Annotated in this window: 13 protein-coding genes and 1 tRNA gene; 8 read left to right on the top strand and 6 right to left on the bottom strand. The window is 65.5% G+C overall.

What is annotated here, in order from left to right:
* The first annotated feature begins 10 nt into the window (after nucleotides 1–10).
* Nucleotides 11–316, top strand: a complete 306-nt coding sequence (locus tag C795_RS16480) for a DUF6457 domain-containing protein (RefSeq protein ID WP_017792302.1) — start codon at nucleotides 11–13, stop codon at nucleotides 314–316.
* A gap of 153 nt (nucleotides 317–469) precedes the next feature.
* Here the strand turns inward: C795_RS16480 and C795_RS0103125 are convergent, their stop codons facing one another.
* The 3 genes from C795_RS0103125 to C795_RS0103115 all read right to left on the bottom strand — a co-directional run bounded on the left by C795_RS0103125 (nucleotide 470) and on the right by C795_RS0103115 (nucleotide 2,960).
* The gene (locus tag C795_RS0103125; protein ID WP_017792301.1) at nucleotides 470–1,201 is read right to left on the bottom strand and encodes a CE1759 family FMN reductase; all 732 of its coding nucleotides are present in this window, start codon (nucleotides 1,199–1,201) and stop codon (nucleotides 470–472) included.
* A gap of 38 nt (nucleotides 1,202–1,239) precedes the next feature.
* Complete coding sequence (locus C795_RS0103120; RefSeq protein ID WP_017792300.1) at nucleotides 1,240–1,692, bottom strand: MarR family winged helix-turn-helix transcriptional regulator; 453 nt, start codon at nucleotides 1,690–1,692, stop codon at nucleotides 1,240–1,242.
* Nucleotides 1,693–1,775: 83 nt separating this feature from the next.
* On the bottom strand, nucleotides 1,776–2,960 hold the full coding sequence (locus C795_RS0103115) for a CE1758 family FMN-dependent luciferase-like monooxygenase (protein ID WP_017792299.1): 1,185 nt from the start codon (nucleotides 2,958–2,960) through the stop codon (nucleotides 1,776–1,778).
* A gap of 190 nt (nucleotides 2,961–3,150) precedes the next feature.
* Here C795_RS0103115 and C795_RS0103110 point away from each other — a divergent pair, with 190 nt between their 5' ends.
* Genes C795_RS0103110 through C795_RS0103100 form a run of 3 tightly spaced genes read left to right on the top strand, consistent with a single transcriptional unit; the run spans nucleotide 3,151 to nucleotide 7,007 of the window.
* A complete protein-coding gene (locus C795_RS0103110) occupies nucleotides 3,151–3,873 on the top strand; it encodes an ATP-binding cassette domain-containing protein (RefSeq protein WP_017792298.1) in 723 nt (240 codons plus the stop codon).
* Between the two features lie 27 nt (nucleotides 3,874–3,900).
* Complete coding sequence (locus tag C795_RS0103105) at nucleotides 3,901–6,426, top strand: YhgE/Pip domain-containing protein (RefSeq protein ID WP_017792297.1); 2,526 nt, start codon at nucleotides 3,901–3,903, stop codon at nucleotides 6,424–6,426.
* A 14-nt stretch (nucleotides 6,427–6,440) separates the two neighbouring features.
* On the top strand, nucleotides 6,441–7,007 hold the full coding sequence (locus tag C795_RS0103100; RefSeq protein WP_017792296.1) for a TetR/AcrR family transcriptional regulator: 567 nt from the start codon (nucleotides 6,441–6,443) through the stop codon (nucleotides 7,005–7,007).
* 23 nt (nucleotides 7,008–7,030) lie between these two features.
* Here C795_RS0103100 and C795_RS0103095 read toward each other — a convergent pair whose 3' ends face one another.
* Together C795_RS0103095 and C795_RS0103090 are read right to left on the bottom strand one after the other, a co-directional pair.
* On the bottom strand, nucleotides 7,031–8,482 hold the full coding sequence (locus C795_RS0103095; protein ID WP_017792295.1) for a hypothetical protein: 1,452 nt from the start codon (nucleotides 8,480–8,482) through the stop codon (nucleotides 7,031–7,033).
* Between the two features lie 206 nt (nucleotides 8,483–8,688).
* Entirely contained in the window at nucleotides 8,689–9,891 is a 1,203-nt protein-coding gene (locus C795_RS0103090) for a pyridoxal phosphate-dependent aminotransferase (protein ID WP_017792294.1), read from the bottom strand.
* A 227-nt stretch (nucleotides 9,892–10,118) separates the two neighbouring features.
* Here C795_RS0103090 and C795_RS0103085 point away from each other — a divergent pair.
* From C795_RS0103085 to nusG, 3 genes are all read left to right on the top strand, one after another.
* Nucleotides 10,119–10,191: transfer RNA gene (locus tag C795_RS0103085), tRNA-Trp, on the top strand.
* Nucleotides 10,192–10,245: 54 nt separating this feature from the next.
* Nucleotides 10,246–10,518, top strand: a complete 273-nt coding sequence (gene secE / locus C795_RS0103080; RefSeq protein ID WP_017792293.1) for a preprotein translocase subunit SecE — start codon at nucleotides 10,246–10,248, stop codon at nucleotides 10,516–10,518.
* 43 nt (nucleotides 10,519–10,561) lie between these two features.
* Nucleotides 10,562–11,365 carry a transcription termination/antitermination protein NusG gene (gene nusG / locus C795_RS0103075; RefSeq protein WP_017792292.1) on the top strand — a complete coding sequence of 268 codons (804 nt, stop codon included), beginning with the start codon at nucleotides 10,562–10,564 and terminating at the stop codon, nucleotides 11,363–11,365.
* A 233-nt stretch (nucleotides 11,366–11,598) separates the two neighbouring features.
* On the opposite strand, the gene C795_RS0103070 is transcribed toward nusG, so the two are convergent.
* Nucleotides 11,599–12,420 (bottom strand): endonuclease domain-containing protein, encoded by an 822-nt coding sequence (locus C795_RS0103070; RefSeq protein WP_017792291.1) that lies wholly within the window; start codon nucleotides 12,418–12,420, stop codon nucleotides 11,599–11,601.
* Between the two features lie 88 nt (nucleotides 12,421–12,508).
* Here C795_RS0103070 and C795_RS17115 point away from each other — a divergent pair, with 88 nt between their 5' ends.
* A complete protein-coding gene (locus tag C795_RS17115) occupies nucleotides 12,509–12,685 on the top strand; it encodes a hypothetical protein (RefSeq protein WP_017792290.1) in 177 nt (58 codons plus the stop codon).
* The last annotated feature ends 49 nt before the right edge of the window (nucleotides 12,686–12,734 follow it).

Here is a 12,734-nt window from a genome sequence, read left to right as displayed (position 1 = left end):
GGGACCCATCATGGCCGTGCATCTTCCACCCGAGGCGCTCGATGAGTGGCTGATCGTTGCGGCCGAGGAACTCGGGCTGGAACCGGGTAACGTCTCGATTCCTGTGGTGCTCGATGTGGCCAAGCACGTGGCGCACGGGGTCGCGCGCCCCGCGGCCCCGCTCAGCACCTTCCTGATGGGGCTCGCGCTGGGGCGGGCGTCGGTTGGTGGCGGCGAGGAAGCCGGTGCTGGCGAGATTGAGCCCGGCGAGCTGAAGCGCCTGGCTGATCTCCTCTCGGCGCGCGCCGCGCGTTGGGCCGCCGAGCACGACGCCTGATCCGGCTCTGCGCAGCGGGCGCAAACGGGCCTCAGTGCGCCAGAGAAACGACAACCGGCATGTTCAGTAATTCCGGAAGAAAGTGCGTGCTTTCTTCCGGAATACGTGAAAGTGCCGGATCTAGTTGCAGGGGTCTGCCGCTGCCGAGGGTGCTTAACCGCCCGTCGCGAGCCGCATCAGGTCGGAGTCGAGCGAGATGCCGAGCTCGGTGCCTCCCGCGCTGCCGTAGGAGTGCTGGTAGGCGCCCCAGGCGTCGCCGCGCACCGACTCGCGAAATCCGCCCGTGACGAGCGCGATGAGCTCGGTCGCGGCGCGGTCGGCGCGCTTGCCGAGATCGTTGCTCGTCCAGTCGGCGGGCTCCGCGAAGATCGATGTGGGCACGGTGATCGTGCGCAGGTAGGAGAAGAGGCCGCGCAGCTGGTCGTCGACCACGAGCGCGTGACGCGGGCTGCCCGCGGTCGCGGCCAGTACCACGGGGGTGCCGATCAGCAGGTCGTTGTCGAGCACCTGGAAGAAGGCGGTAAACAGTCCGCTCGGGCCCGCCTTGTACACGGGCGTCGCCGCGATGATCGCGTCGGCGTCGCGCATGATGTCACTCACCGCTTCCAGTGCGGGCGATACCTGCTGGCTCACCAGCGCGGTCATGATGTCGGCGGCCACGAGTCGCAGGTTCACCATGCGAATGGTGACCTCGATGCCCTGCTGTGCGCCGATTTTGGCGGCGGCGTCTGCTACTCGGTTTGCGAGCATTGTGGTCGTTGAGGGGTCACTCGTTCCCGCCGTAACGATCGCGATCGTCTTGGATGTGGGTGCTGTGGCGCCGTGATCCGGAGCGAACAGTACCTCGCCCGAATCCCCGGGCAGGCCGTCGAATGGAGCGTTCATTTCGTGTGATTCCTTAAGATTTGGGTGGTCAGTGGGGCTCAGCTGGCCGCGGCCGCGCTGAGTTTCTGGCCGATGCTGCGGAGCGTCTGCAGCTCGTCCTCGGTGAGGGCGCCGCCGACGTCGCGAGCGACGCTGCGAGCGTGGGCGCGGCCCACCTCGCGCTGGATGCGCGCGCCCGCCTCGCTGAGGTTGATGCGCACCGCGCGGCCGTCCTCGGGGTCTGGTGACCGCTCGAGGAGGCCGCGGATGACCAGCCGGTCGACCATGCGCGAGAGCGCGGGCTGGCTGAGCAGCACGCCGCTCTGAATGTCGCCGATGCGCATGGGGCCGTCATGCTTCGACACCGTGTAAAGCACGTCGTACTCGCGCATGTTCACGTCACACCACATGTCCTCTGCCGCGAACTTGCCCATGAGTGCCGCGTGAGCGGTCATGAGCGACTCCCAAGCGGAGTTTGCGAGACGCACATTGGTGCGAGAGGTGGTGGGCATGATGCGTCCTTCAGTGTGTGAGGGGGCTGGTGGAGCGGCCCTGTTGTCTGAGCAGCCCTGGCAGCTGTGGCGGGTTCGGCGGCCTAGAGGCCGAACGACGAACCCTTCTTCATGGGGGAGTCCTGGTACGGAGACCCACCTGTAACGTTATCGCCACGGTTCGCGTTAGGGCGCGGCTGGCGCGGCTCTTCGTCACCGTATTTTGCCTGCACGCGGCTCGCGTGGTTGGGCGTCTCGGGTACGTCTGCCGGGCGATCCTTTGCGAAGCCCTTGCGTAGCTCGGGCAGCACGTATTCTCCGAACAGGTCGAGCTGCTCGAGCACCATCTTGAGCGGCAGACCAGCGTGGTCGATGATGAACATCTGGCGCTGGTAGTCGCCGAAGATGTCGCGGAAGCCGAGCGTGCGGTCGACGACCTCCTGCGGGCTGCCCACGGTGAGGGGGGTCTGGCGCATCATGTCCTCGAGGCGAGGGCCGTGACCGTAGACGGGCGCCTCGTTGAAGTAGGGCCTGAACTGGTTCACTGCGTCCTGCGAGTTCTTGGCCATGAAGGCCTGGCCGCCGAGTCCCACGATGGCCTGTGCCTTGGTGCCGTGGCCGTAGTGTTCGAAGCGCTCGCGGTAGAAGTTGATGAGGCGCAGCGAGTGCTCGCTGGGGGCGAAGATGTGGTTCGAGAAAAAGCCATCGCCGTAGTAGGCCGCCTGCTCGGCGATCTCGGGGGTGCGGATCGAGCCATGCCACACGAACGGGGCGACATCGTCAAGGGGGCGCGGGGTCGAGGTGAAGCCCTGCAGTGGGGTGCGGAACTTGCCCTCGTAGTCGACGACGTCTTCGTTCCACAGGCGATGCAACAGGTTGTAGTTCTCGAGCGCGAGGGGCAGCGACGAGCGAATGTCCTTGCCGAACCACGGGTAGACCGGCGCAGTGTTGCCACGGCCGAGCATGAGGTCCATGCGGCCGTCAGACAGGTGCTGCAGCATCGCGTATTCCTCGGCGATGCGCACGGGGTCGTTCGTGGTGATCAGCGTGGTGCTGGTGGTCATCTTGAGCGTCTTGGTGAGCGCGGCGACGTGCGCGAGGAACGTCGTGGGGCTCGACGAGAAGAACGGCGGGTTGTGGTGCTCGCCGACCGCGAAGACGTCGAAGCCGACCTCTTCTGCATGGACGGCGATCTTGGTGAGCGCCTTGATGCGCTCAGCCTCGCTGGGAGTGTAGTTCGCGACCGGGTCGCGGGTGACGTCGCTGACGGAAAATACGCCGAATTCCATGGTGTGCTCCCTGATCGTGGGTTGGAGTGGTGAAGGCCGGTGAGGCCGCTGCATTCAATTAGATGCGTATGCATATAAATGTAACACAGGAGCGCGTGGAGTATTCCTCGGGGCCGGGGGCATGGATGGAGTATTCAGGAAGTGTTCTTAAACTGACTAGTCAGTACAAAACATCGAGGCCAGGAGCACCGTGCACACGTCCACCCCCACCGACTCGCAGCCGCAACTCGCGCCAAATCTCGCAGCCGAGCGGCAGGAGCCGTTCCTGCGCATTCATGCGCTCGAGGTTGACGGCCCGCGCGGCCGAGTGTTTGGCCCCATCTCCGCAGAGAGCAGTAGCCCCGTGACGGTGGTGCTCGGTGCCAGCGGGTCGGGTCGCACGAGCCTGCTCCTCACGATCGCTGGCCGCATGCGTGCCTCACGCGGAGGCCTAGAGACGCTCGGAGAGGCAGGCACTGGCGCGATCCGGAGCACGACCGGCATCGCGGGATTTGCGGGCATCGACGACCTCGAGCCCGCCGTGACGCTCGCCGCGACGCTGCGAGAGCGGCTGTCGTGGGAGCTGGCGTGGTGGCGCCGCACACCCCGAGTGACCGAGGCGGTCGCGAGCGAGCTCCTCGCCCCGGCCTTTGGCGTGGTGCGCAACGCGAACCGCATCTCGCAGCCCGACACCGCCCTGCTGTGCCGCGAGCTGAGCCCCGCTGACGATCTGCTCGTGCGCATCGCCCTCGCTCTCATCGCCCGGCCCGAGCTGCTCGTGATCGACGATCTCGATGCTCTGCGCGACCCCGAGCATCGCGAGCGTGTGGCGGATCGGGTGCGCGAGATCGCAACCCATACGCCGGTGGTCATCGCCACAAGTGACCCTCGCGACGTGGCGCTCTTCGGCGCACCCTCGGTCATCAACCTGTAAATCACCTCACGAAACGAAGCTGAATTCATGTCATTTATCACCCGCGGCACCGAGCTTGCGCGCTTTAGACAGGGCACAATGCCCAAGATTGCGCTCGTCGTGCTGCTCGTCATCCCACTGATCTACGGTGCGCTCTACCTGTGGGCGTTCTGGGCCCCCACCGACCACATGAACCAACTGCCGGTCGCCGTCGTGAACCTCGACGAACCGGCCGAGAAGCCCGGCGGCGGCACGCTCACCGCGGGTGACGACGTGATCGAGGAGCTGCGCGCGGGGCGTGACCTCGACTGGCGCGAGATGACCGCGGCCGAGGCGAAAGAGGCCATCGGCGACGGCGACGTCTACTTCGGGGTGACGATTCCAGCTGGGTTCTCGCGCACCCTCGCCGGGCTGCAAGACAAGCCCGAGGCGGGTACCCTCGAGGTCACCTACAACGACAACAACTCGTTTCTTGCGTCGACGCTCGGCAAACAGGCCATGATGCAGCTGCGCGACGCGGTGGCGCAGCAGGCCACGCAGACGGCGGCCGACGAGCTGCTCGTCGGGGTGCAGAAACTGAGCGACGGAACCCGCGATGCGGCCGATGCGGCGGGCAAGCTGCAGGACGGCACGAAAGCGGTGGCCGACGGCGGCACGCTGCTGTCGGCGGGCCTCGGCGAGCTCGCCGACGGCACCGCGCGGCTCGTCGCGCAAGCCCCTGCGCTCACGGGCGGCACAGCAGAACTCGCGGGCGGCCTCGCGATCGTGCGCGACGGCAGCGCGCGTCTCGCGACGGGTGCCGGCTCTCTCGCCCAAGGCGCCGACACCGCGGCGACCAAATCGGGTGACCTGCGCGACGGCCTGGGCAAGCTCTCAACCGGCGCCGGATCGGTGGCGGGCGGAGCCACGGACGTCGCGACCGGAAGCCAGGCGCTCGCAACGGGGGCGGGCACGCTCGCCGACGGAATCGGGGCCCTCTCGTCCTCGCTTGCCGACCTCAGTGCAGGCGCCGCCACGCTCTCGGCTGGCACGTCGACCCTGTCGACCGGCACCACCGAGCTGTCGGCAGGCCTCAGCCAGCTCAGCGCTGGCGTCACCGATGCTGCTACCGGCGCCGCGAACCTGCAGACGGGAGCTGGCACGCTGAACGCGGGAGCCACCCAGATTGCCGACGCGACGGCGCAGATCCAGAACCTGGCCGCCGCCCAGCCCGACATGACGCTCGCCGAGCTCGACGCCGCACTGCAGGCGCAGGGCTCCTCGCTCGCGGCCCTCTCACAGGGCGCGGGGCAGGTGCGCGATGGTGCGACCACCGTCGCGAGCGGGGCCGCTGACCTTACCGCCGGCCTCACGACCCTCGACACCTCAACGCAGACAGCCGCCACCAGCGCCGCAACGCTCACTGCGGGCGCCACCTCGGTGGCTGACGGGGCCTCAGCCCTGAACACTGGCGCGGGCAAGGCTGCTGCCGGGGCGCAGAAGCTCGCCAATGGCGTAGGTACCCTCGCCGCGAGCGCCACCGCACTCGCCGACGGCTCAGCCAAGGTCTCCCAGGGAGCGGGCACACTCGCTACCTCCGCAGAGACCGCGCACGCTGGCGGCGGTGAACTCGCGAAGGGGCTTACTCTGCTTCGGGGCGGCGCGACCGACCTGGCGGCCGGCAACTCGACCCTCGCGACGGGCGCAGCAGCAGCCTCGACCGGTGCCGATCGGCTCGCCGCAGGAGCAGGTGATCTCGCCGCAGGAGCGACTCAGCTGAACGACGGCGCACAGCAGGCCAGCGAGAAGTCGGGCGAGCTCGCGAAGGGAGCGAGTGAGGTGGGATCCGGCGCGAAGACATTCGCCACGGAGCTCACGAGCGGCGCGGCAGAGGCTCCCGATCTGGGCGACGCACAAGCCGGGGCGATCGCCGAAACGATCGCGGCTCCCGTACAACTCGACGAGACGACCGAGAACGCAGTGCAGGGCTTTGGTGGCGGTTTTGCGCCGTTCTTCATCGCGCTTGCCTCGTTCGTGGGCGCGCTCATCACCTGGCTCATCTTGCGCCCACTGCCTCGGAGGCCCTTCGCCAGCAATGTGTCGGGGCTGCGTTCGGTGCTCGCCGGGTTCTGGCCGGCCGCGCTCATCGGCGTGGGCCAGGTCGTCATCATGATGGCCGTGCTCGTGTTCGCGATCGGACTGCGCCCGGTGCACTGGGTCGGGATGGCGGCGTTCATGCTGCTCGTGACACTTGCGTTCCTCGCCCTGCAGCAGATGTTTATCGCACTGCTGGGCACCGCGGCGGGCCGAGTCGTGAGCCTCGTGCTTTTGATGCTCATGCTGTCATCCTCGGGCGGCACATACCCCGTCGAAACTACGCCCGGGTTCTTCCAAGCGCTGCACCCGTTCATGCCGGCATCGTATGTCGTTGACGGTTTGCGCCAGCTCATCGGTGGTGGCATCGACGCCCGCTTCTGGGGGTCACTGCTCGTGATGGCGGGCATTCTGGTCGGCTCGCTCGCCGTGAGCGCGGTTGCGGCGCGTAAGCAGAAGGTGTGGACGATCAAGCGGCTGCACCCCGAACTTGCGATCTAGGCCAAACTAGAGCCATGGCACGAGTGAGCACCAAGCAACTGATCACCGAGGCGGCGGTGCGGGTCGCCGCGCAGCACGGGATCAGCGGCGCATCTATGGACGAGATCGCGGAGGCCGCCGGCGTTGCCAAGGGCAGCCTGTATTACAACTTCAAGTCGAAGGACGCGATCTTTGAAGAGGTGATTCGGGAGGGGTTTGCGCGGCTCGCGGCGGCAATCGATTCGGCAGCTGCCGGATCGGCCGCAGCCGACGCGCCCCGCGCCGTGGCTGCGGCCACACTCGAGACCCTGCGCGAAAACCTGGACGTGGCCAAGCTCATGGCCGCCGAGGTGTTTCGCACCGATCGGGCCTGGGCAGATTCGATGCAGCTCGCGCGGGGCTCGGTCGCGGTGCGCTACCGCGACGTGCTGCGTGCAGCACGGGCCACTGGGGGAGCCCCAGCGGCCGAGGTGGCACGTATTACCGAGACCGCGGGGGCGGCGTTCTTTGGGGCGCTCGCTGGGGCGACCCTCGACTGGTTGCTGTTTCGACCCGAGCAGAGCATCGACGAGGTGCTCGACCAGGTTCCCGGCGCGGTCTGACCAGTCCTAAACGCTGACGAACCTCAGCTGACGCTGGGGACCGCTTGCCTCTCACGAGCGCGCGCGGTGATCGAAAGGCCCGTGACGGCCGCCGCAATGAGCAGCAGCAGGCCGGCGGGGAGTAGGTCAGAAAACACCCAGTGCGCGGAGATCGGTGATACCAGCGCGGGGGCGGTGACGTAGGCGTCAGCAGACTCTCCACTCATGAACACGCCGTCTGCGTTTCGGCCAAACGACGCCGACGCCTTGAGCTCGCGCCCGTCCTCGGTGAGCGCGTGCGCCTCGATCACATAGTCGCCGGGTTCGTCCTCGGCAGGAAGCGTGCCCGAGATATCGCCCCAGCCGTCCCTGCCGACAGCCACAGTGTCGAGCTCGATGTCCGCTGGCTGCATCGTCACCGTGATCGAGGTACCCAGCTCAAGGTCGCCGCCGCTGGCCGTCCACGTCAGAGGCTCCCCATCCACACCGTTGCCGGGGCCGGACTCAAACACGCCAACAGAGAGCCACGGGCTCGAGGTCAAAGCATTGACTGCTGAACTGCCATAGCCGAGCGCCAGTATCGCCGCGCTGCCTACCAGCACGATCGAGAGCACAAAGTTGAGGTTCTTGGCCCCCACGGCGGCTCCGCGAGGCCGCTGGGAATGAGACTGCTGCGCGAGGGCGCGCGCGGCGCTGATCGTGCCGGCGACGATGCCGCCACCAATCACGGCAAGTACGAGGGTCCACAGCCACACCTGGGTCGCCGAGCCGGTGAGGTCAGCAACGATGAGTCCCGCAATGAGTGCGGCTGACGCCGTCACGAGGGGCACAGCAAAACCGCGCGCTGCGCTGCGCTGGGCCTGAAGCGACTCCGGCGAATGTGGCAGCGGCGTCGAATGCTGCACCGGCGTCGAATGCTGCAGAGCCTCTGAGTGCGGCGACTGTGCCAATTCCTGAGCCGAGGGCGCCACTGTGGCCGGTGTGGCCGTGGGAACTGGCCCGCCGCGCGGCACAAACACGAACCCGGCGAGTACGAGCGTCACCACCAGGGCGGTGTGCAGCACGATGGGAACGTAGAGGTCAACGGTTTGGGTCAACGGGCTTGCAGCCCCGCTGCCCCCAAGAAACCCGTCAAAGAACAGCACCATGCAGATGCTCGCCGAGATCGACGCCGCAACAATCAAGGTTCCTCCGGCGAACAGCTGAACGGGGCGCACCAGAGCCGACTGTGCGCCGCGGGCGCGCAGCCCCGAAGTGCGACGGAGGGCGATCAGTGAGCCGAGCCCGAGAACTGCCACGGCCGCAAACATGAAGTAACGCGAAAACTCGGGGGACCTCGATTCGGCGTCCGTTGCGTAAGCGTCGGCGGCACCCCGGGGGAGCATGTCGACATAGACGCCCGCAACGAACAGCAGCCAAGCCACGACGGCGGCACCCAACACGAGCAGCAGGGAACGGCGCGCGATGCTGCGCGACGCGCGCTGAGAGATCTCCATTCCAGCAGTCTAATTGGGTGCGCAACACCTGGGTAGACAGACCGTTCGGCCTGTCTTTTCGATTGGCAGCGATCCGGATCGGAGCCGTACGCAGAAAGCAGCTGGGGGTCGATCGGATTCCCGATCGACCCCCAAAAAACAGACGGGGCCGGTCGAGAGTGAATGGTCGAGAGTGAATCTCGACCGGCCCCGACGGTGAGCGCGAGTTACGCGCCGAGCAGCGCCTGAATGCGGCGGATGCCCTCGACGAGTGCGTCGTCGCCGAGTGCGTAGCTGAAGCGCAGGTAGCCTGACGGGCCGAATGCCTCGCCGGGAACCGCGGCAACCTCAGCCTTGTCGAGGATCAGGTCAGCGAGCTCGAGCGAGCTCGTGGGCGTCGTGCCCGCGATCTCCTTGCCGAGTGCAGCCGTCACGTCGACGTATGCGTAGAACGCGCCCTCGGGGGTGGGGCAGTGGAAGCCCGGCACCTTGTTGAGTTCTTCGACGATCAGCTTGCGGCGGCGGTCGAACGCGAGACGCATCTCTTCGATGGGAGCCTGGTCACCGTCGAGTGCGGCCGCAGCGGCGATCTGCGCAACGTTGTTGATGTTCGACGTCATGTGCGACTGCAGGTTCGCGGCGCCCTTGATGAGGTCTGCGGGGCCGGCGAGCCAGCCGATGCGCCAACCGGTCATCGCGAAGGTCTTCGCGACGCCGTTGACGAGGATCGTGTTGTTGGCGAGGGCGGGAACGGCCTCGACGATCGACACGGCGCGCACACCGTCATAGGTGAGGTTCTGGTAGATCTCGTCGCTCACAACGAAGAGGTTGTGGGCAAGTGCCCACTCGCCGATCGCCTTCGTCTCCTCGGGAGAATAGACGGCGCCGGTGGGGTTGGAGGGCGAGCAGAACAGCAGCGCCTTCGTCTTGTCGGTGCGGGCCGCCTCGAGCTGCTCGACCGTGACCTTGTAGCCCTGGTCGGCGCCGGCGAAGACCTGGACCGGCACGCCGTCGGCGAGCTGGATCTCTTCGGGGTAGCTCGTCCAGAAGGGTGAGGGGAGAATAACTTCGTCACCCGGGTTCAGGATCGTCTGGAACGCCGAGTAGACGGCGTGCTTGCCACCGTTGGTCACGATGACCTGGCTGGGGGCAATCTCAAGACCCGAATCGCGCTTCGTCTTGCGGGCGATCGCCTCGCGCAGGATCGGCAGACCCACGGCGGGGGTGTAGCGGAAGTTCTTGGGGTTGTCGAGAGCCTCACGCGCCGCGTCCACGATGTGGGGCGGGGTGGGGAAATCGGGCTCGCCCGCAGCGTAGCTAATCACCGGGCGGCCTTCGGCCTGAAGCGCCTTCGCCTTGCCGTCTACCTTGAGGGTGGCGGACTCAGCGATGGCTGCAATCTTCTTTGAGAGACGAGTGTTTTGGGTCACCCTACAAGTCTAGTCGAGAGGGCTGATAGCGCCGAAGTCGGGTGCGTTCCTCTGCGCGGGGCCAGGGACCCGTACTACTGGTGGCCTTTGGAGCGACACGCGCGGCGGTGAATTGGCTGACGCGCTCAGTTCGACATCGAGCAAACATTCGCGTAGAGTAATTCGAGGTAGTTGACGTCTACCAAACTTTTCTGTGCCTGAAGGCGTAGAATTGCGTCAATTTCCGAAGGGCGGTGGCTCAATTGGTAGAGCAGCGGTCTCCAAAACCGCAGGTTGCAGGTTCGAGTCCTGTCCGCCCTGCAGATCCCGCCGGGCGTCCGACGTGCCCGGTGGGGCAGATGAAAGGACACCCGAGTGAGCAGCACTGAAATCGAGGAAGGCAACGGCTCTGTCGAGCACGCCAAGTCCGATCGTGCTGCAAAGCGCAATCTGTTTAGCCGCATCGCGTTGTTCATTCAGCAGGTCATTGCAGAGCTCAAGAAGGTCGTAACCCCGACCCGCAAGGAGCTCATCAATTACACGCTCGTTGTTATCGCCTTTGTGGTGATCATGATGGCTCTTGTCTGGGCTCTGGACCAGGTATTTGGGTTCGTCACAGTATTTATTTTCGGTACGCCACTCGGTTAATCCCGCGCAACCCGATTCACTCGAGCTAAGGAAAGCACTTCAGATGACCAGCGAGAACAGCAACAACCCCGAGGTTAACCTCGACGCGGCCCTTGACGCGCTGGTGCAGTCGACCGATCCGGTAGCTGACGAAGCAGTTGAAGACGCTCTCGTTATTGACACCGAGGAAGAGGCAGTGGCTGCTGCCAACGCCATCGTCGACGAAGAGTCCGAGGAAGAGGCCGAGGCGGTCGATCCCTTCAAGGCTTTCAAGAAGGACCTGCGTCGCCGCCCCGGTAAGTGGTACGTGATTCACACCTACGCCGGCTACGAGCGCAAGGTGAAGTCGAACCTGTGGAACCGCCGCGAGGTGATGGGCGCAGTCGACGACATCTACGAGATTCAGGTCCCCATGGAAGATGTCATGGAGGTCAAGAACGGCCAGCGCAAGATGGTCACCCGCGTGCGCATCCCGGGTTACGTTCTCGTGCGTATGAACCTCAACGAGACCACCTGGTCGGTTGTGCGTCACACGCCTGGTGTCACTGGCTTCGTGGGCAACGCTCACAACCCCGTGCCGCTGCGCATCAACGAGGCGTTCGAGATGCTCAAGAGCACCGTCGAGCTCGAGCAGGTTCCGGGCACGGGCAAGGGCAAGGCTGCAGTATCGGCCGCAGCTCAGGGCAACATCGAGATCGACTTCGAGGTTGGCGAGACCATCACGATCAAGTCGGGATCGTTCGAGGGTCTTCCCGGCACGATCAGCGAGATCAACGCCGCTTCGGGCAAGCTCACCGTGCTGGTGTCGCTGTTCGAGCGTGAGACCCCGGTGGAGCTCGGCTTCGACCAGGTCACCAAGATGGTCTAAGTCTTCGACTTTTACAAATGCCTCGCTCTTCGGAGCGGGGCATTTGTCGTTTCTGGGGCTACTTGCGATCTTGGGTTGCTCACGATCTCGCGAACTGCACGGATCACGGTGAAAGCATGAGGATGTCGCGAATGCGCGTGTTCTTCGCCGGATCCGCGGCTTTCGCGAGGTTGCGTGCCGGCGTGATGGCTGGCCTCGGCGCACTCGCCTCGAGGGTCGAGAGGTGTTGCTGCCTATCGGGTGAGGTGCAGACCCCGGGCGTAGGCGTCGAGAATTCCAGCCTCCACGCTGTTCCAGTCGTACACGACCTCCGCGTAGCCGACGCGAATCACGTAGTACCCGCGTCTCATGAGGTCCGCGTCGTGCTTTCGGTCAGATGTGCGTTGTGCACCCTCATGCTGTTTGCCATCAATCTGCACGACGAGCCGGTCGCCCAGTAGGAAGTCGACACGGTGCCCGTGAACCCACGCTTGGGGTCGGATCGAGATCTTGAGCCAGCGTAGGCGTGTTCGAAAGATCGACTCGAGCCCCGAGTCTGACAGTGGTGTGCATTCGGCGAGCACGGCCCGGGCTCGACCTTTGAAAGGGAGTGCCGCGAGCGATTGATAGTCGGTGAGGTTCTTCTGCATCGCTGAATCCCAGATTGCGAGCGCCTCCTCGTGGGGCAAACATGCGGCTACATGATCGAGGGTATTCTCGAGGTGATCAACGAGTAGGCCGGGTTGGCGTGGTTTGAGCGGGCGTCTGCGGTGTACGCGCGCATTGATGGGGTGTACGTGCTGCCCGTCGCGCGCCGACACGTGGGGAAGATCGTGGTTCAGTACCCAGAGTCCCTGCCACTGAGCGGCGCTGACGCAGCTCAGCACGACGCCGTTGCTCAGCGCGAATAATAGTTCTGGGTGCAGCGACGACAGAGCAAGCCACCCGCGGCGCGGACGAGTGACCGTCCCTGCAGTTACAAGCACCCGAACAGTGTGGTCACTGAACCCGAGCGCGAGGGCGGTTGCAGAGCGCATCGCCCCGTCTTCAGCTGCAAGTGCACTGATGAGATCCATCCTCTGATTGTGAGTCGGAAGCCTTGCGGTTGGGGCAGTGAAACCGCATCTGTGGAGAACTCGTGCATGTTGCCGGAAGAGCAAGCCTGTGGGCGACAAGTCGCGCGGCGCGGGGGCGCTCGGCTGGGATCCGGATCTCGCGAAACGCATGGATCACGCCAAAAGCATCCAGATCCCGAGAAAATCCGTGTTTGAAGCCGGATCCATGCGCGAGGCGTTGCGCGCGCGACCCGAGGGCCCGAGAAACCGGGAGGTGCGCAATTGATCCGGATCAGGTAAGCTAATGGAGTTTGCGCGTGCGCCTCGGTGCGCCG

This window comes from Leucobacter salsicius M1-8 (genome assembly GCF_000350525.1).
Lineage (GTDB): Bacteria > Actinomycetota > Actinomycetes > Actinomycetales > Microbacteriaceae > Leucobacter > Leucobacter salsicius.
This window is presented reverse-complemented; position numbering and strand designations above follow the sequence as displayed.